Source organism: Streptomyces sp. NPDC051211 (assembly GCF_040689505.1).
GTDB lineage: Bacteria > Actinomycetota > Actinomycetes > Streptomycetales > Streptomycetaceae > Streptomyces.
In genome coordinates, this window is sequence record NZ_JBFBAV010000011.1 from 58,607 (window position 1) to 76,811 (window position 18,205).

The following is an 18,205-nucleotide window of genomic DNA, read 5'->3' on the forward strand; positions in this document are numbered from 1 at the left end:
TAATTTGTCGGTGAACGGAGCGAACAACCCGCTTCGTGACGCACAGGACCGGCGGCTCCCGCGCATCGCGGGGCCGTCCGGCCTGGTCATTTTCGGCGTTACGGGTGACCTGTCGCGCAAGAAGCTGATGCCCGCCGTCTACGACCTGGCGAACCGGGGGCTGCTGCCACCGGGCTTCTCGCTGATCGGCTTCGCCCGCCGGGAATGGGAACACGAGGACTTCGCCCAGGAGGTGTACGAGGCCGTCAAGGAGCACTCGCGCACGCCGTTCCGGGAGGAAGTCTGGCAGCAGCTGGTTCAGGGCTGCCGGTTCGTCCAGGGCAACTTCGACGACGACGCGGCGTTCGAGACGCTGAAGGCGACGATCGAGGAGCTCGACAAGCAGCAGGGCACGGGCGGCAACTTCGCCTTCTACCTCTCCGTGCCGCCCAAGTTCTTCCCCAAGGTGGTCCAGCAGCTCAAGGACCACGGGCTGGCGCAGAAGGAGGGATCCTGGCGGCGTGCCGTCATCGAGAAGCCCTTCGGCCACGACCTGAAGAGCGCCGAGGAGCTCAACAAGGTCGTTCACGAGGTGTTCCCCCGTGACGAGGTCTTCCGGATCGACCACTACCTCGGCAAGGAGACCGTCCAGAACATCCTGGCGCTCCGCTTCGCCAACACCATGTTCGAGCCGATCTGGAACCGGTCGTACGTCGACCACGTGCAGATCACCATGGCCGAGGACATCGGCATCGGCGGCCGGGCCGGCTACTACGACGGCATCGGCGCCGCGCGCGACGTCATCCAGAACCACCTGCTGCAGCTGCTCGCGCTGACCGCGATGGAGGAGCCCGGCTCCTTCCACCCGAAGGCGCTGGTGGCGGAGAAGCTGAAGGTGCTGACGGCGGTGGAACTGCCGGAGGACCTGGGCAAGCACACCGTGCGAGGCCAGTACTCGGCGGCGTGGCAGGGCGGCGAGAAGGTCGTCGGCTACCTCGAAGAGGACGGTATCGACCCCAAGTCGAAGACCGACACCTACGCCGCGATCCGCCTGGAGATCAACAACCGCCGCTGGGCGGGCGTCCCCTTCTACCTGCGGACCGGCAAGCGCCTGGGCCGCCGGGTGACGGAGATCGCGGTGGTCTTCAAGCGCGCCCCGTACCTGCCGTTCGAGTCGGGCGCGACCGAGGAGCTGGGGCAGAACGCCCTGGTCATCCGGGTCCAGCCGGACGAGGGCGTGACGGTCCGGTTCGGCTCCAAGGTGCCCGGCACCTCCATGGAGGTCCGGGACGTGACCATGGACTTCGCGTACGGCGAGTCCTTCACCGAGTCCAGCCCCGAGGCGTACGAGCGGCTCATCCTGGACGTGCTGCTGGGCGACGCGAACCTCTTCCCGCGGCACCAGGAGGTCGAGCTCTCCTGGAACATCCTCGACCCGATCGAGGAGTACTGGGACCAGCACGGCAAGCCCGCGCAGTACCCGGCGGGCACCTGGGGGCCGGTCGAGGCGGACGAGATGCTCGCACGAGACGGACGGAGCTGGCGGCGGCCATGAAGATCGATCTCACGGAGACCACCTCCAGCAAGATCAATTCCGCGCTGGTGCAGGCGCGCCGGGACATCGGCACGCCTGCCATCGGCATGGTGCTCACCCTGGTCATCGTCACCGACGAGGAGAACGCGTACGACGCGCTCAAGTCGGCGAACGACGCCTCGCACGAGCACCCCTCGCGGATCATCGTGGTGATCCGGCGGGTCAGCCGCTCGCCGCGGTCGCGGCGGGACGCCCGGCTCGACGCGGAAGTCCGCGTCGGGGCGGACTCCGGCACCGGCGAAACGGTTGTTCTCCGCCTGCACGGCGAACTGGTCAACCACGCCCAGTCGGTGGTCCTGCCGCTGCTGCTGCCGGACGCGCCCGTCGTGGTGTGGTGGCCGGAGGACGCACCCCAGGACGCGGCGGGCGATCCGCTGGGCGCGCTGGGCCAGCGCCGGATCACCGACACGTACGCCTCCGAGGACCCGATCGGAACGCTCGGCACCCGTGCCTCCTCGTACGCGCCGGGCGACACCGACCTGTCCTGGACGCGGATCACCCCGTGGCGCTCGATGCTGGCCGCGGCGCTGGACCAGCAGGCGCTCCAGGTCGTCTCGGCCACGGTCGAGGGCGAGGACGAGAACCCCAGCTGCGAGCTGCTCGGCATGTGGCTGGCTGACCGGCTCCAGGTCCCGGTCCTGCGCACCCTCTCCAAGGGCCCGGGCCTGACCGCGGTCCGCCTGGAGACCAAGGAAGGCGACATCGTCCTGGACCGCGCGGACGGCTCCCTGGCGACGCTGTGCATGCCGGGGCAGCCGGACCGGGCGGTGGCGCTGAAGCGTCGCGAGACGGCGGAACTCCTGGCGGAGGAGCTCCGCCGGCTGGACCCGGACAACACGTACGAGGCGTCGCTGAAGTTCGGCGTGGCCCGCCTGACCGCGGTGAACCCGTCGAACCCCGGCTCCGGCTCCGGCTCCGGCTCCGGCTCGACGAAGCCCGGCTCCGGCTCGGCCTCGGCCAAGGCCGACTCGGCTGCGGCCGATGCCACGGACGGCTCCGCTGCGGCGGTGAAGCCCGGCTCGGGCTCCGGCTCGGCCTCGGCCAAGGCCGACTCGGCTGCGGCCGATGCCACGGACGGCTCCGCTGCGGCGGTGAAGCCCGGCGGCAAGGCGGCTGCCAAGAAGGCCCCGGGCAAGTGACCGCCCGCCCGGCGCCGCGGCCCCTCCGGGCGCCCGGCGCCGGGCCCTGCGGGCGGCTCTTTCCCCTACCCGCCCCTTCCCGCTGTGCCGGATATGCGGCTCCGCCGCGTGGGGGGCTCCGCCCCAGAGCCCGCGCCTCAAACGCCGGCGGGGCTGAAATCAGCCCGCGCGGCGTTTGAGCGCACGGGCGCGGAGCGCACGTACGGGGTCTGGGGGCTTGCCCCCAGTTCGGGAAGGGGCGGGGTGGGGAAAAGCCCGCGCAGCGGTACCCACCGGCCCGGCCGGGGCCGGACACAGACCGAAGACGACAAGAAGGCGGCACCGACATGGGTATGACGACTCCCCAGGTGGTCGTCCACCGCGACAAAGACCTGATGGCCCAAGCCACCGCAGCCCGACTGATCACCAAGATCGTCGACGCCCAGGCCGCCCGCGGCAGCGCCTCCGTCGTGCTGACCGGCGGGCGCAACGGCAACGGCCTCCTCGCCGCCCTCGCCGCCGCCCCCGCCAGGGACGCCGTGGACTGGGGCCGGCTCGACCTCTGGTGGGGCGACGAGCGGTACCTCCCCGCCGAGGACCCCGAGCGCAACCACACCCAGGCCCGCGCTGCCCTGCTGGACTCCGTCCCGGTGGATCCGGCGCGCGTACACGTCATGCCCGCCTCCGACGGCCCGTACGGCGAGGACGTGGACGCCGCGGCCGCCGCCTACGCCGAGGAACTCCGCAAGGCGGCGACCCCCGAGGACCACGGCCCGGTCCCCCGCTTCGACGTCCTGATGCTCGGGGTCGGACCGGACACCCACGTGGCCTCGCTGTTCCCGGAGCACCCGGCGGCCCGGGAGACCGAGCGGACCGTGGTCGGCGTGCACGGCGCGCCCAAGCCCCCGCCGACCCGGGTCTCGCTCACCTTCCCCGCCATCCGCGCGGCCCGCGAGGTGTGGCTGCTGGCGGCCGGCGAGGACAAGGCCGGGGCGGTCGCCCTGGCGCTCGGCGGGGCCGGCGAGGTGCAGGCCCCGGCCTCCGCCGCGTACGGCCGCACCCGCACCCTCTGGCTGCTGGACCGCGCCGCCGCGGCCAAGCTGCCCACCGGGATGTACCCGCCCGCGCTCTCCTGACCGCCGGCGGAGACGAGAGCGCCGCGCACCGGACGAGACCGGTGCGCGGCGCTCTTGCGTCGGCTCGGTCAGCCGCGGCCGCGCAGCTGCCGGTACTTCGCCACCAGTGCCTTAGTCGACGCGTCCAGCCCGGGCACCTCCGCCCCCTCGGTCAGCGCCGGCTCCACCCGCTTCGCGAGGACCTTGCCGAGTTCCACGCCCCACTGGTCGAAGGAGTCGATGTTCCACACCGCGCCCTGTACGAACACCTTGTGCTCGTACAGGGCGATCAGCTGGCCGAGCACGGACGGGGTGAGGTCGGCCGCCAGGACGGTGGTCGTCGGGTGGTTGCCGCGGAAGGTCTTGTGCGGGACGAGTTCCTCGGCGACGCCCTCCGCCCGGACCTCTTCGGGGGTCTTGCCGAAGGCCAGCGCCTGGGTCTGCGCGAAGAAGTTCGCCATCAGCAGGTCGTGCTGGGCCGCGAGGGCCGGAGGGAGTTCGGCCACCGGGCGGGCGAAGCCGATGAAGTCCGCCGGGATCACCTTGGTGCCCTGGTGGATGAGCTGGTAGTAGGCGTGCTGGCCGTTGGTGCCGGGGGTGCCCCACACCACCGGGCCGGTCTGCCAGTCCACCGGATTGCCGTCCCGGTCCACGGACTTGCCGTTGGACTCCATGTCCAGCTGCTGCAAGTAGGCCGTGAAGCGCGAGAGGTAGTGGCTGTACGGGAGCACCGCGTGCGACTGGGCGTCGAAGAAGGCTCCGTACCAGATGCCCAACAGGCCCATCAGCAGCGGGGCGTTGTCCTCGGGTGCGGCGGTGCGGAAGTGCTCGTCGACCAGCCGGAAGCCGGCCAGCATCTCGCGGAAGGCGTCCGCTCCGATGGCGACCATCAGGGAGAGGCCGATCGCCGAGTCGAAGGAGTAGCGGCCGCCGACCCAGTCCCAGAACTCGAACATGTTGTCCGGGTCGATGCCGAACTCGGTGACCTTCTCGGCGTTCGTCGAAAGGGCGACGAAGTGCCGTGCCACCGCCGCGGTGTCCCCGCCGAGGCCCGCCAGCAGCCATTCCCGTGCCGAGGTGGCGTTCGTGATCGTCTCGATGGTGGTGAAGGTCTTCGAGGCGATGATGAAGAGGGTCTCGGCCGGGTCGAGGCCGTGCACGGCCTCGTGCAGGTCCGCGCCGTCCACGTTGGAGACGAAGCGCAGGGTGAGGTCCCGGTCGGTGAAGGCGCGGAGCGCCTCGTAGGCCATCGCCGGTCCGAGGTCGGAGCCGCCGATGCCGATGTTGACGACGTTGCGGATGCGCTTGCCGGTGTGGCCGGTCCACTCCCCCGACCGGACCCGGTCGGAGAAGGCCGCCATCTTGTCGAGTACGGCGTGCACGGCGGGGACGACGTCCTCGCCGTCCACCTCGATGTCCGTGCCGGCCGGTGCGCGCAGCGCGGTGTGCAGGACCGCCCGGTTCTCGGTCGTGTTGATCTTCTCGCCGCGGAACATGGCCTCGCGCAGTTCCGCGACGCCCGTCGCGGCCGCGAGGTCCCGCAGCAGTGCCAGCGTCTCGTCGGTCACGAGGTGCTTGGAGTAGTCGATGTGCAGGTCGCCGACCTGCAGGGTGTAGCCGGCGCCCCGGCCGGGGTCCGCCTCGAACAGCTCCCGCAGATGTGTCTGCCCCAGCTCGTCCCGGTGCTTTCCGAGTGCCTGCCACTCGGGAGTCCGGTTGAGCCTCCTGCGGCCGTCTGCGTTCATCTCGGACATCAACCCACTTCTTCCGTCCTGTTGTGCCCCGCCACCTCCCAACCTAAGGGATCAGAACCGGACCGACACACACAAACGGGCCCGGCCTGCTGGAGAAGGTCTCCAGCGGGCCGGGCCCGAAGTCCTGCGCGGTCAGATCTCGCCGCGGAGCTTGGCGAGGGCCTCGGCGAGGATGGCCTCACCGTCGGCGTCGGTGCGCCGTTCCCGTACGTACGCCAGGTGGGTCTTGTACGGTTCGGTGCGCGGCGGCGCCGGGGGGTTGTCCCGGTCCTGGCCGGCCGGGAAGCCGCAGCGCGGGCAGTCCCAGGTGTCCGGTACCTGCGCGTCGCTGGCGAAGCTCGGCTGTGTCTCGTGCCCGTTGGAGCACCAGAAGGAGATGCGCAGGCGGGGTGCGGACTCGCCGCGCTCGGCCTCGCCCATCGGCCCCGCTCCGACCCGACTTCCACGGATCGCGTTGCCACTTGCCACGGTCGTAACTCCCTGCGTGATGGTGCCGCGAAGCGTGAGTGTACCGCGCTGTACCCGAGTTGGGGTCAGGTGCTGGACTTCATCAGCAGGCCGAGGGCGACAATGCACGCGAACCACAGCAGACCGATCACGACGGTGATCCGGTCGAGGTTGCGTTCGGCGACCGAGGAGCCGCCGACGGAGGACTGCATGCCGCCGCCGAACATGTCGGAGAGGCCGCCGCCCTTGCCCTTGTGCATCAGCACCAGCAGCATCAGCAGCAGGCTGAAGACGATCAGGGCGATCGAGAACCCCATAATCACGGCTGGACCCTACTTCCTTGGAATTGATGCGGGGGCCAGTGGCTGCTGATCAGCGCTCCTGGCCCCCGCAAGGGTACGACGGATCCGTCCTACCGCATACTCACGGCAGTGCCTACTGGTCGCGGAAGCGGACGATCTTGACGAACTCGTCCGCGTCCAGCGCCGCGCCGCCGATCAGGGCGCCGTCGACGTCCGGCTGGGCCATGATCGCCGCGATGTTGCCGGACTTCACCGAGCCGCCGTACTGGATGCGGACCTTGTCGGCCAGCTCCTGGGAGTACAGCTCGGCCAGCCGGCCGCGGATCGCCCCGCAGACCTCCTGGGCGTCCTCGGGGGTGGCGACCTCGCCGGTGCCGATCGCCCAGACGGGCTCGTAGGCGATGACGATGGACTCGACCTGGTCGGCCGGGATGTCCTTGAGCCCGCCGTCGACCTGGCTCAGCGTGTGCGGGACCTGCCGGCCGGCCTTGCGGACGTCCAGGCCCTCGCCCACGCAGAGGATCGGGGTGAGCCCGTTCCGGTAGGCGGCCTTGACCTTGGCGTTGCAGATCTCGTCGTTCTCGCCGTGGTACTGGCGGCGCTCGCTGTGGCCGACGGCCACGTACGTGCACTTCAGCTTCGCCAGCATGGGGCCGGAGATCTCGCCGGTGTAGGCGCCGGAGTCCTCCGCGGAGAGGTCCTGGGCGCCGTACTTGATCTTCAGCTTGTCGCCGTCGACCAGGGTCTGGACGGACCGCAGGTCGGTGAAGGGCGGCAGCACCGCGACCTCGACGGCCGCGTAGTCCTTGTCGGCGAGTGCGAAGGCGAGCTTCTGGACGTGCGCGATGGCCTCGAGGTGGTTGAGGTTCATCTTCCAGTTGCCCGCCATCAGCGGGGTACGGTCAGTCACTTTGGTTCAGCCCTCCAGAGCTGCGATGCCGGGCAGCGTCTTGCCCTCGAGGTATTCGAGGCTGGCGCCGCCGCCGGTCGAGATGTGGCCGAAGGCGTCCTCGTCGAAGCCCAGGATCCGCACGGCCGCGGCGGAGTCGCCGCCGCCGACGACGGTGAAGCCGGGGCTGTCGAGCAGGGCCTGCGCGATGGCCTTGGTGCCGTTGGCGTAGTCGGGGTGCTCGAACACGCCGACGGGTCCGTTCCAGAAGACGGTCTCGGCATCGGCGATCTTCGACGCGTACAGCTCGCGCGTCTTGGGGCCGATGTCCAGACCCTCCTTCGTCGCGGGGATCTTGTCCGCGTCGACGATCTCGTAGTCGGCCGGGGTCTTGCCCTTGAGGTCGGGGAAGTCGGCGGAGACCAGCACGTCGACCGGGAGGACCAGCTCGACGCCGTTCTTCTCGGCGCGGGCCATGTACTCCTCGACCGTCGGGATCTGGTCCTCCTGCAGGAGGGAGATGCCGACCTCGTAGCCCTTGGCCTTGAGGAAGGTGTACGCCATGCCGCCGCCGATGAGGATGCGGTCGGCCTTGCCGAGCAGCTCGTCGATGACGGCGAGCTTGTCGGAGACCTTGGCGCCGCCGAGGACGACCACGTACGGGCGCTTCACGTCGGCGGTGAGCTTCTTGAGCACACCGATCTCCGTGGCGATCAGGTAGCCGGCCGCGTGCGGGAGGCGCGCGGGCAGGTCGAAGACCGAGGCGTGCTTGCGGTGGACGGCGCCGAAGCCGTCGCCGACGTAGACGTCGGCGAGCTCGGCGAGCTGGTCCGCGAAGGCGCCGCGCTCGGCGTCGTCCTTCGAGGTCTCACCGGCGTTGAAGCGGAGGTTCTCGATGACCGCGACCTGGCCGTCGGCGAGGGCGGCAACGGTCTCCTTGGCGGACGAGCCGACCGTGTCGGTGGCGAACGCGACGTCCGCACCGAGCAGTTCGCCGAGCCGCTTGGCGGCCGGGGCGAGCGAGAAGGCCGGGTCCGGGGCGCCCTTGGGACGGCCCAGGTGCGAGGCGACGACCACGCGGGCGCCGGCCTCGGCGAGCTTCGCGATGGTCGGCTGCACGGCGCGGATGCGGCCGTCGTCGGTGATGGTGCCGCCGGAGAGCGGCACGTTGAGGTCGGCGCGGACGAAGACCCGCTTGCCGGAGACGCCCTCGGAAAGCAGTTGGTCGATCGTCTTCATGTGTTTCTGACTCCTTGTGAGCTGCGAAGCCCGGGAACGAGGTGGACGCGGCAAGCAACAGGGCCCGCACAGCGCTTCGTCGCGCTGCCCGAGCCCTGCGGCTTCACATCGTGGTGCCTACCCTAGGACTTAGAGCTGGCCGCCCACGAAGACGGTGAGGTCGACGAGGCGGTTGGAGTAGCCCCACTCATTGTCGTACCAGCCGACGACCTTGACCTGCTTGCCCTGGACCATGGTCAGGGAGGAGTCGAAGGTGCAGGAGGCCGGCCAGTTCACGATGTCGGAGGAGACGATCGCGTCCTCGGTGTAGTCGAGGATGCCCTTGAGCTGGCCCTCTGCGGCCTTCTGGAAGGCGGCGTTGATCTCGTCCTTGGTGACCTCGCGGTCGAGCTCCAGGACCAGGTCGGTGACCGAGCCGGTGGGGACCGGGACGCGCATGGCGATGCCGTCCAGCTTGCCCTTCAGCTGCGGGAGGACCAGCGCGGTGGCCTTGGCGGCACCGGTGGAGGTCGGGATGATGTTCTCGGCGGCGGCGCGGGCGCGGCGCAGGTCCGAGTGCGGGAAGTCCAGGATGCGCTGGTCGTTCGTGTACGCGTGGACCGTGGTCATCATGCCCTTGACGATGCCGAAGTTCTCGTCGAGGACCTTGGCCATCGGCGCCACGCAGTTGGTGGTGCAGGAGGCGTTGGAGATGACGTGGTGGTTGGCCGCGTCGTACTTGTCCTGGTTGACGCCCATCACGATGGTGATGTCCTCGTCCTTGGCCGGAGCCGAGATGAGGACCTTCTTCGCGCCGGCCGCAAGGTGCTTGGCGGCGTCGGCCTTCTTGGTGAAGATGCCGGTCGACTCGACGACGATGTCGGCACCCAGCTCGCCCCAGGGGAGGTTCGCGGGGTCACGCTCGGCGAAGGTCTTGAAGGTGTTGCCACCCACCGTGATGGTGTCCTCGGTGTGGCTGACCTCGGCCTTGAGGCGCCCGAGGATGGTGTCGTACTTGAGCAGGTGCACCAGGGTGGCGTTGTCAGTCAGGTCGTTGACACCGACGATCTCGATGTCCGCCCCCTGCTCCAGGAGCGCCCGGAAGTAGTTGCGGCCGATACGGCCAAAACCATTGATGCCTACGCGGATCGTCACGAACCGATCTCCTCGTTGGTGCGCCGGTCTGGACGCCGGCGATCTGAATGGGATGTCCCCGACCGCTTACGACCCTACCTCTCCGTGAGCCTCCGGGTGACATCGAGTGCCTTCTGACACTCGCCGGAGTTCATGGGGGGAGGCCTTGTCCCGGGCCCGTACCGGGGGTCCGGTACGGGCCGTTCGGGACCGCCTGCCCGTCACGGAGAGTCAGCGTCGGGTCAGCGGCGAAGGGACCGGAGGGCCTTACTGATCAGTACATCTCGATCCCCGGACACGGCGACGTGTTCCAGCCCGAATCCGAGGAGCACGGTGTCACGCGTTGTGACGGCCGCGTAGGACTTGAACAGCTCGCCGGTTCGGGACCAATCGCCCGGAACCACGGGACTTCCGGCAGGTGGACCCTGGGCGGACCAGACTCCCATCGAGGTCTCGAAGCCCTCGGCGGCCTGGTCGGTGCCGCCCACGGACAGCCGGGCCTCGTCCATGAAGACGCCGCGGCCGCCGGATCCCGGGTCGGTGATGTACGCCAGCGACAGCTCCGCCTTCTTGCCCGCGTACCGGCTCAGGTCGAAGGAGACCTGCTTCCAGCCGCCGGAGGACCCGGTGAAGCTGTTCCATGAGCCGCTGGTGCCGGACGGGGTGCAGCCGGCGCCGTCCAGGGTCAGGTAGCGGCGCAGGAACGGGTGGCCGTTGAGGAAGAACCCGGCCTCGCACTCCTCGGGCACCGTGGTGCCGGTCAGTCCGCCGGCCTCGGGCAGCGTGGTCCAGTCGTCGCCGTCGGCGGTACGGGCCTCCAGGACCGCGTGGTCGTACCCGGGCTCGGTGTTCCAGTTGAGGGCCAGCTTCAGCACCGGCTTGTCGGCGGCGCTCACCCCGGTGAGATCCACGGTCCGGACCAGCCGCTTCCAGTCGTCGTCCGCGTGGGTGGCCGAGGCCATCCACGCGCCGGCCTGTGGGGCGTACGGATTCACGACGCCGGCGTACTGGCCCGCCTGCGCGCTCTTGAACTGCGGGAACAGGTCCGGGGAGAGGGTGTCGGAGGTGACGGTGTAGGCGCCGGGGGTGTCCAGCGGGTTGCCCGCCGCCCCGGCGAGGCCGCCGGCCGCTCCGGACAGGGTGCCGGTGCCGGTGAAGCCGGTCGGTCCCTTGGTCCCGGCCCGCCCGTAGGCACCCAGGTAGTACTGGCTGAAGTCGTCGGTGACGGCGGGGCCGACCTGGGCGTTGCCGCCCGCCCGCTCGCCGGCTTCGATCAGCTTGCCGCCCTCGTTGAGGAAGGCGCGGAGGGCGAGCTGGGTGGGTCCGCCGGGCACCTGGGCGCCCGTGTAGTGCACGGCCGTGGAGAAGTGGGACAGCACTCCGAGCCGGTGCGGGGCGCCCTGGACGGCGACGTCCCAGACGGCGGCCGACTTGCCGTTGGCGCGCAGCGCGTCGACGTAGGCCTGGGCGTGCTGGGCCTTCGCCCCCTCCTCCGCGATCACCAGGACGTCGGCGCGGGGCCGGTCGGCCACGGTGTAGGTGAAGTGCTCGCTGGAGACCTGCTTGCCGGTGGTCCGGTCGCGGCCGGTGAACCAGATCTCTACCCGGTCTCCGGGACGGGCCCCGTCGACCTCGGCCCGGTACTCGTCGAACCAGTTGTTGTCCTCGCCGCCGTAGGTCTCGCCGCCCTTCCAGGCCTCGAGGTCCTCGTCGTGGGTGCGGCCGCCGTTGATGCGGTAGTTGAGCTCCTTGTCCCGCAAGGACTTGCGGGCGGTGACCGCGATCTCCTGGTCCTGGCCGCGGCCGGCCCAGGAGGTGGTGAACGCGTCGGGGGTGAAGTCGGCCGCGCTCAGGCCCACGGTGGAGGAGGGCCGGTCGGGGTGGCCGGCGGTCTCGGCGACGGACAGCGCGAAGGGGATGTTCTTGGCGAACTCCGCCTGGATGAGCTTCTCGTCGTCGGGGAAGTTGAAGCCGGAGGCGCAGTCCTCGGGCTTCCACGGGTCGTCCGGGTCGGCCTGGGAGGCGGTCCGGCAGGTCGTCATCTCCGGCGTGAACATCATCATGCCGTTGACGTTGGCGGCGTGGCCGTCGGCCTCGCCGTTGGTGGTGTACAGCTCGGAGGAGAGCTGCGGGTGGTAGCCGGGGACGGCCGGGTTCTCCGGGGTGCCGGCGAGTGCCTTGTAGAGCACGTCGTCGGGGGTGGGAGTGGCCACCTGCCAGCCCACGCCGTACAGGAGCAGCTCGGCGGCGGAGTGGTAGTTGATGCCGTACTCGAAGCCGATGCGCTTCTGGAAGCGGTCCAGGGCGACGGTCTCGGGCTCGGAGTTCGGGCCGGCTCCGCGGAAGGTCTCGCTGGACTGGTTCGGCGAGGAGCCCTCGTTGTCGTAGCCCCACTTGTAGGCGAAGTTCCGGTTGAGGTCGACCCCGTCTCCAGTGGTGATCTTGCCGTCGCCGTTGTTGTCGCGGAGGTTCTTCCGCCACAGCCGCCGGCCGTCGGGGGCGTGCGTGTAGTCGTACCCGTCCGGGTTGGCGGAGAGCACGAACCACAGCTCGGTGGAGTCGATCAGCCGGGTGATGCGCTGGTCCTTGCCGTAGTTGTCGACGTAGTGGTGGAGCAGCCGCCTGGTCATCTCCGGCGTGATCCACTCGCGGGCGTGCTGGTTGGACATGTAGAGCACGGACGGCTTCGAGCCGTCCGCGGCCCGGCGGGCGTTCTTGCTGACCTTGACGGCCAGGATGTCCTTGCCCTGCACGGTCTTGCCGATGGAGACGACCTTGGTGATCCCCGGGTTGGCCTGGCCGGTGCGGACGATCTCCTCGGCCAGTCCGCCCTTGCCGCTGTAGGGGCGGAACACGCCGTCCCCGGCGGCCCGGGCGCGGGCCGAGGCGCCGGCTTTCGCCTTGCGTTCGGCGAGTTTGACGCCCTGGGCGCCGAGCTGCTCGGCCTGGGCTCCGGTGAGGAAGAGCTCGACCCGGGCGGTGCCCTGGGCGGGGGCCTGTTCGGAGAGCTCGTGTGCGTCCTGGCCGGCGGCGAGGACGAGCGGGACCTGCTCCCGGGTGATGTCTGCGTCGTAGACCCGTACCTCGTCGCGGGCCTGGCCCCGGTCGGCGCCGGGCTGGGCCTGGGCCGCCACGGGTAAGGCGGCGAGTGAACCGAAGACGAGTGCGCTGGCCGCGAGGATCGTTCTCGCGCGGTGCCTCATATGCCCCCCTGGGCGTCGTCAGCCACGAAAGCATTGCGTTTCGCAGGCCAGGCTCACGACCCTCCGTGCCCATGTCAATGGGGCGTACCGGCGCGCGCGGCGTTTTTCCCACCCCCGGCCGTGCGGGCGCGCCGTGTGGGCAGTCGTGCCGCAGGGCGGCACGGGTGGGCACACGGCACGACGGCCCGCGCCGGTCGCGCAGCGTGCCCCCGGCCCCGGCCCGCGGCCCGGGCCCCGGGTACGGCAACGGCCACCGCCCTGAGGGCGGTGGCCGTTCACGCTGCGCGGTCCCTGCGGGCCGCCGTTCCGGTGTGCCCACCCGTTCCGCCCCGGCGGAACGACTGCCCACACCGGGGGGGTCAGCCCGCGAGGTTGTCGGCCATCTCCTCGCTGAGGTTCGACTCGGTGCCCGGGACGCCGAGGTCCTGGGCGCGCTTGTCGGCCATCGCCAGCAGGCGCCGGATCCGGCCGGCGACCGCGTCCTTGGTCAGCGGCGGGTCGGCGAGCGCACCGAGTTCCTCCAGGGAGGCCTGCTTGTGCTCCATGCGCAGCCGGCCGGCCGCGGCGAGGTGCTCGGGGACCTCCTCGCCGAGGATCTCCAGGGCGCGCTGCACCCGGGCGCCGGCGGCCACGGCGGCCCGCGCCGAGCGGCGCAGGTTGGCGTCGTCGAAGTTGGCGAGCCGGTTGGCGGTGGCCCGCACCTCGCGGCGCATCCGCCGCTCCTCCCAGGCCAGCACCGACTCGTGGGCGCCGAGCCGGGTCAGCAGGGCGCCGATCGCGTCGCCGTCCCGGACCACGACCCGGTCCACGCCGCGCACCTCGCGCGCCTTGGCGGCGATGGAGAGCCGCCGGGCGGCACCCACCAGGGCCAGGGCGGCCTCCGGGCCGGGGCAGGTGACCTCCAGGGAGGAGGACCGGCCGGGCTCGGTCAGCGAGCCGTGGGCCAGGAATGCACCGCGCCAGGCCGCCTCGGCGTCACAGGTGGCCCCGGAGACCACCTGCGGGGGGAGACCCCGGATGGGCCGTCCGCGGCCGTCCACGAGCCCGGTCTGGCGGGCCAGCTGGTCCCCGCCGGCGACGACCCGTACGACGTACCGGCTGCCGCGCCGCAGACCTCCCGGGGCCATCACCACCAGGTCCGAGGAGTGGCCGAAGATCTCCAGGATGTCCTTGCGCAGCCGGCGGGCCGCGATCCCGGTGTCCAGCTCCGCCTCGATGACGATCCGCCCGCTCACCAGGTGCAGCCCGCCCGCGAACCGAAGAATCGCCGAGACCTCCGCCTTCCTGCAGCAGGTCCGGGTGACGGGGAGCCGGGAGATCTCATCCTTCACCGCTGGCGTCATCGCCATGGGCCGATCCTTCCATGCATCCGAAAAATACGGTCGTACGCAGCGGCCAGCAGCTCCGGGTCGTGCTTCGGAGAGCCGTCTTCCCTGGCCACCGGCGCCAGCTCGACCGCGGCACCGAAGCGTTTTGCGGCATCGGCGAGGGACTCGCGGTCGGGCACGGCGGCCTGGTCGGCCAGCACCACGTCCAGGGCGAGTTTAGGGGCGTGTCGGGCCAAAACCTCCAAATGACGCTGCGGAGAGAAGCCCTCTGTTTCGCCGGGCTGCGGTGCGAGGTTCAGCGAGAGGACCCGCCGGGCCTTCGTCCGGGACAGCGCGTCGAGCAGTTCCGGCACCAGCAGGTGCGGGATCACGGAGGAGAACCAGGAGCCCGGGCCGAGCACCACCCAGTCGGCATCGAGGACCGCCTCGACGGCCTCCGGCACGGCCGGCGGGCCGTGCGGCACGACGTGGACGGACTGCACCTCGCCCGGGGTGAGGGCCACCGTGGCCTGCCCGCGGACGGTGTCCACCTCCTGCGGGCGGGCCGGGTCGTGGCCGCGCACCAGGGCCTGGAGCTCCAGCGGGACGGCCGACATCGGCAGGACCCGGCCGTGCGCGCCGAGCAACTTGCCGACCAGGTCGAGGGCCTGGACGGGGTCGCCGAGCTGCTCCCACAAGGCGACGATCAGCAGGTTGCCGACCGCGTGCCCGTGCAGGTCGCCCTCGGACTCGAAGCGGTGCCGGATCACCCGGGACCAGGTCTGGCCCCAGTCGTCGTCCCCGCACAGCGCGGCCAGCGCCTTGCGCAGGTCGCCGGGGGGCAGCACGCCGAGCTCCTCCCGGAGCCGGCCGCTGGAGCCGCCGTCGTCGGCGACGGTCACCACGGCCGTCAGGTCGCCGGTGATGCGGCGCAGCGCGGCCAGCGAGGCCGACAGGCCCATGCCGCCGCCGAGGGCGACCACCTTGGGCTGGGCGCCGCGACGGCGGGCCGCCCGGGACGTCTCGTCACGTCCCAGGATCAGCCGGCGCAGGCGGCGCAGCCGCAGGCTCCGTCCGGTCACTCGCGCCCCATGTCCCGGTGTACGACGACGGTCTCGACTCCCTCGGAGGCGAGGCGTGCTGCGAGCTTCTCGGACACGGCGACACTGCGGTGCTTACCGCCGGTGCAGCCGACCGCGATGGTCACGTAGCGCTTGCCCTCGCGGCGGTAGCCGGTGGCGATGAGCTGGAGCAGTTCGGCGTACCGGTCGAGGAACTCCTTGGCGCCGGGCTGGTTGAAGACGTAGCCGGACACCTCCTCGTTGAGGCCGGTGAACGGGCGCAGCTCCGGCACCCAGTGCGGGTTGGGGATGAAGCGGCAGTCCACGACCAGGTCGGCGTCGACCGGGAGGCCGTACTTGTAGCCGAAGGACATGACGGTGGCGCGGAGCTCGGGCTCCTCGTCGCCGGCGAACTGGGCGTCCATCTTGGCGCGCAGCTCGTGCACGTTCAGGCTGGAGGTGTCGATCACCAGGTCGGCGTCGCCGCGCAGCTCGCGCAGCAGGTCGCGCTCTGCGGCGATGCCGTCGACGATGCGGCCGTCGCCCTGCAGGGGGTGCGGGCGGCGGACCGACTCGAAGCGGCGGACCAGGGCGTCGTCGGAGGACTCCAGGAAGACGATGCGCCGGGTGACCCCGCGGGAGTCGAGGTCGGCGAGGGCCTCGCGGAGGGCGTCGAAGAACTGGCGGCCGCGGACGTCGACGACGACGGCGATGCGGGCCACATTGCCCTGGGAGCGGGCGCCCAGCTCCACCATGGTGGGGATCAGGGCCGGCGGCAGGTTGTCCACGACGAACCAGCCGAGGTCCTCCAGGCACTTGGCGGCCGTGCTCCGGCCCGCTCCGGACATACCGGAAATGATCACCAGCTCGGGGATGGCCGCCTCGGCGACCTCGCCGGGCTCCACTGTCGTGCCCGTACTCACCTGTGCTCCGTCTCGGTCGTGCGCGGTCATTTCTCGGCTCCCCGTTCAGATCCCCGTCCGGATGAGGTTTCCGCGGTTGCGGGCTCCTCGTCCTCCATGATCTCTCCTGTCGCCATGTTGACGGCAGGGCCTGCGGGGGCCGCCTGGGCGAGGGCCGCGGCCACGGTCTCGGCCGTCTTGCGTCCTATGCCCGGGACCTCGCAGATCTGATCAATTGTCGCCTGCCTCAGCTTCTTCACCGAACCGAAATGCTTGACGAGGGCCTGTTTACGGCTTTCACCGAGACCGGGCACGTCATCCAGCGGGCTGACCCTGAGCCGTTTGCCCCGCTTGTTGCGCTGGTACCGGATGGCGAACCGGTGCGCTTCGTCACGGACCCGCTGCAGCAGGTAGAGGCCCTCGCTGGTGCGGGGCAGGACCACCGGGTCGTCCTCGCCGGGCAGCCACACCTCCTCCAGCCGCTTGGCCAGGCCGCACACGGCCACGTCGTCGATGCCGAGCTCCGACAGGGCCCGCTGGGCGGCCGCCACCTGGGGCTGCCCGCCGTCGACCACGACGAGCTGGGGCGGGTAGGCGAACCGCTTGGGCCGCCCGTCGTCCTCGGCGCGGACCTCCGCACCCTCCTCGGGGTCCTCCGGCTCCCACTCCCCCGTCTTCAGCTTCTCCTGGAGGTACCGCCGGAAGCGCCGCTGGACCACCTCGTGCATGGACCGTACGTCGTCCTGCCCCGCGAAGCTCTTGATCTGGAACCGCCGGTACTCGCTCTTGCGGGCCAGCCCGTCCTCGAACACCACCATCGAGGCGACCACGTCCTCGCCCTGCAGGTGCGAGATGTCGAAGCACTCGATCCGCAGCGGGGCGCTGTCCAGGTCCAGGGCCTCGGCGATCTCCTCCAGGGCCCGGGAGCGGGTGGTGAGGTCGCTGGCGCGCTTGGTCTTGTGCAGGGCGAGGGACTGCTGGGCGTTCCGGTGGACGGTCTCCATCAGCGACTTCTTGTCGCCGCGCTGCGGGATCCGCAGGCTGACCTGGGAGCCGCGCCGCTCGGCGAGCCACTGGCTGAGCGCGGGCGTGTCCTCGGGCAGCGCCGGAACCAGCACCTCCTTGGGGACGCTCTCGCCGGTCTCCTCCCCGTAGAGCTGCTGGAGGGCGTGCTCGACCAGGCCGGCGGTGTCCACGGCCTCCACCTTGTCGGTGACCCAGCCGCGCTGGCCGCGCACCCGGCCGCCGCGGACGTGGAAGATCTGGACGGCCGCTTCGAGCTCGTCCTCGGCGACGGCGATCAGGTCGGCGTCGGTGGCGTCGGCGAGGACGACGGCGTTCTTCTCCATGGCGCGGCGCAGCGCCCCTATGTCGTCGCGCAGCCGGGCGGCCTTCTCGTACTCCATCTCCTCGGCCGCGGCGTGCATCTCCTTCTCCAGCCGGGAGAGGTAGGTCCCGGTCCGGCCGGCCATGAAGTCGCAGAAGTCCTCGGCGAGTTCCCGGTGCTCCTCGGGGGTGACCCGGCCGACGCAGGGGGCCGAGCACTTGCCGATGTAGCCGAGCAGGCAGGGCCGGCCGATCTGCGCGGACCGCTTGAACACGCCCGCGGAGCAGGTGCGTACCGGGAACACCCGGAGCATCAGGTCGACGGTCTCGCGGATGGCCCAGGCGTGCGCGTACGGCCCGAAGTACCGCACGCCCTTGCGCTTGGGGCCGCGCATGACCTGGACGCGGGGGTACTCCTCGTTCAGCGTCACCGCCAGGGAGGGGTAGCTCTTGTCGTCGCGGTACTTGACGTTGAACCGGGGGTCGTACTCCTTGATCCAGGAGTACTCCAGCTGGAGCGCCTCGACCTCGGTGGACACCACGGTCCACTCGACGGAGGCGGCGGTGGTGACCATGGTGGCCGTACGGGGGTGCAGCCCGGCCACGTCCTGGAAGTAGTTGGCCAGGCGCTGGCGCAGGCTCTTGGCCTTCCCGACGTAGATCACCCGGCGGTGCTCGTCGCGGAAGCGGTAGACGCCCGGGGAGTCGGGGATCTGCCCCGGCTGAGGGCGGTAGCTGGAAGGGTCGGCCATGCCGTCCACCCTACTGGCGCCCACCGACACGCGGTGCGGTGCGGCGCCGCTGCCGGGGGCCTGCCCCCGGACCCCCGCCCCTCAAACGCCGGCGAGGCTGGAAT

14 protein-coding genes are annotated in these 18,205 nt (G+C 71.0%); 3 read left to right on the forward strand and 11 right to left on the reverse strand.

The genetic code is table 11. The features are described 5' to 3' along the window. Positions 1-4: 4 nt before the first annotated feature. From zwf to pgl, 3 genes are all read left to right on the forward strand, one after another. Entirely contained in the window at positions 5-1,534 is a 1,530-nt protein-coding gene (gene zwf, locus AB0447_RS13785) for a glucose-6-phosphate dehydrogenase (RefSeq protein WP_366476824.1), read from the forward strand. Beyond that, positions 1,531-2,712, forward strand: coding sequence for a glucose-6-phosphate dehydrogenase assembly protein OpcA (opcA, locus tag AB0447_RS13790; RefSeq protein ID WP_366476825.1), 1,182 nt, complete (start codon positions 1,531-1,533; stop codon positions 2,710-2,712). Before zwf ends, opcA begins: the two co-directional genes overlap by 4 nt. A gap of 332 nt (positions 2,713-3,044) precedes the next feature. After that, positions 3,045-3,827: a 6-phosphogluconolactonase gene (gene pgl, locus AB0447_RS13795; RefSeq protein ID WP_366476826.1), complete on the forward strand. Its 783-nt coding sequence runs from the start codon at positions 3,045-3,047 to the stop codon at positions 3,825-3,827. A 68-nt stretch (positions 3,828-3,895) separates the two neighbouring features. Here pgl and pgi read toward each other — a convergent pair whose 3' ends face one another. From pgi to uvrC, 11 genes are all read right to left on the reverse strand, one after another. After that, positions 3,896-5,551, reverse strand: a complete 1,656-nt coding sequence (gene pgi / locus AB0447_RS13800; RefSeq protein ID WP_366476942.1) for a glucose-6-phosphate isomerase — start codon at positions 5,549-5,551, stop codon at positions 3,896-3,898. Between the two features lie 141 nt (positions 5,552-5,692). After that, entirely contained in the window at positions 5,693-6,028 is a 336-nt protein-coding gene (locus AB0447_RS13805; protein ID WP_007263454.1) for an RNA polymerase-binding protein RbpA, read from the reverse strand. A gap of 65 nt (positions 6,029-6,093) precedes the next feature. Then, positions 6,094-6,330 carry a preprotein translocase subunit SecG gene (gene secG, locus AB0447_RS13810; protein WP_351315642.1) on the reverse strand — a complete coding sequence of 79 codons (237 nt, stop codon included), beginning with the start codon at positions 6,328-6,330 and terminating at the stop codon, positions 6,094-6,096. Between the two features lie 112 nt (positions 6,331-6,442). Further along, a complete protein-coding gene (gene tpiA, locus AB0447_RS13815) occupies positions 6,443-7,219 on the reverse strand; it encodes a triose-phosphate isomerase (protein ID WP_366476827.1) in 777 nt (258 codons plus the stop codon). A gap of 6 nt (positions 7,220-7,225) precedes the next feature. Next, on the reverse strand, positions 7,226-8,437 hold the full coding sequence (locus tag AB0447_RS13820) for a phosphoglycerate kinase (protein WP_366476828.1): 1,212 nt from the start codon (positions 8,435-8,437) through the stop codon (positions 7,226-7,228). 129 nt (positions 8,438-8,566) lie between these two features. After that, positions 8,567-9,571, reverse strand: a complete 1,005-nt coding sequence (gap, locus tag AB0447_RS13825; protein ID WP_366476829.1) for a type I glyceraldehyde-3-phosphate dehydrogenase — start codon at positions 9,569-9,571, stop codon at positions 8,567-8,569. Between the two features lie 221 nt (positions 9,572-9,792). Then, positions 9,793-12,753: a M14 family zinc carboxypeptidase gene (locus AB0447_RS13830; protein WP_366476830.1), complete on the reverse strand. Its 2,961-nt coding sequence runs from the start codon at positions 12,751-12,753 to the stop codon at positions 9,793-9,795. A 359-nt stretch (positions 12,754-13,112) separates the two neighbouring features. Further along, entirely contained in the window at positions 13,113-14,102 is a 990-nt protein-coding gene (gene whiA, locus AB0447_RS13835) for a DNA-binding protein WhiA (protein WP_366476831.1), read from the reverse strand. Next, entirely contained in the window at positions 14,093-15,142 is a 1,050-nt protein-coding gene (yvcK, locus tag AB0447_RS13840) for a uridine diphosphate-N-acetylglucosamine-binding protein YvcK (RefSeq protein WP_366476832.1), read from the reverse strand. Before yvcK ends, whiA begins: the two co-directional genes overlap by 10 nt. After that, positions 15,139-16,074: an RNase adapter RapZ gene (gene rapZ / locus AB0447_RS13845; protein ID WP_366476833.1), complete on the reverse strand. Its 936-nt coding sequence runs from the start codon at positions 16,072-16,074 to the stop codon at positions 15,139-15,141. Before rapZ ends, yvcK begins: the two co-directional genes overlap by 4 nt. After that, a complete protein-coding gene (gene uvrC / locus AB0447_RS13850; RefSeq protein WP_366476834.1) occupies positions 16,071-18,101 on the reverse strand; it encodes an excinuclease ABC subunit UvrC in 2,031 nt (676 codons plus the stop codon). The genes rapZ and uvrC overlap by 4 nt, the downstream gene beginning before the upstream one ends. Between the last annotated feature and the right edge of the window lie 104 nt (positions 18,102-18,205).

Excerpts from the sequence above, each read along its gene's own strand:
- opcA (WP_366476825.1), top strand. The coding sequence starts at position 1,531 with ATGAAGATCGATCTCACGGAGACCACCTCCAGCAAGATCAATTCCGCG.
- pgl (WP_366476826.1), top strand. The coding sequence starts at position 3,045 with ATGACGACTCCCCAGGTGGTCGTCCACCGCGACAAAGACCTGATGGCC.
- pgi (WP_366476942.1), bottom strand. The coding sequence starts at position 5,551 with ATGAACGCAGACGGCCGCAGGAGGCTCAACCGGACTCCCGAGTGGCAG.
- AB0447_RS13820 (WP_366476828.1), bottom strand. The coding sequence starts at position 8,437 with ATGAAGACGATCGACCAACTGCTTTCCGAGGGCGTCTCCGGCAAGCGG.
- AB0447_RS13830 (WP_366476830.1), bottom strand. The coding sequence starts at position 12,753 with ATGAGGCACCGCGCGAGAACGATCCTCGCGGCCAGCGCACTCGTCTTC.
- whiA (WP_366476831.1), bottom strand. The coding sequence starts at position 14,102 with ATGGCGATGACGCCAGCGGTGAAGGATGAGATCTCCCGGCTCCCCGTC.
- rapZ (WP_366476833.1), bottom strand. The coding sequence starts at position 16,074 with ATGACCGCGCACGACCGAGACGGAGCACAGGTGAGTACGGGCACGACA.
- uvrC (WP_366476834.1), bottom strand. The coding sequence starts at position 18,101 with ATGGCCGACCCTTCCAGCTACCGCCCTCAGCCGGGGCAGATCCCCGAC.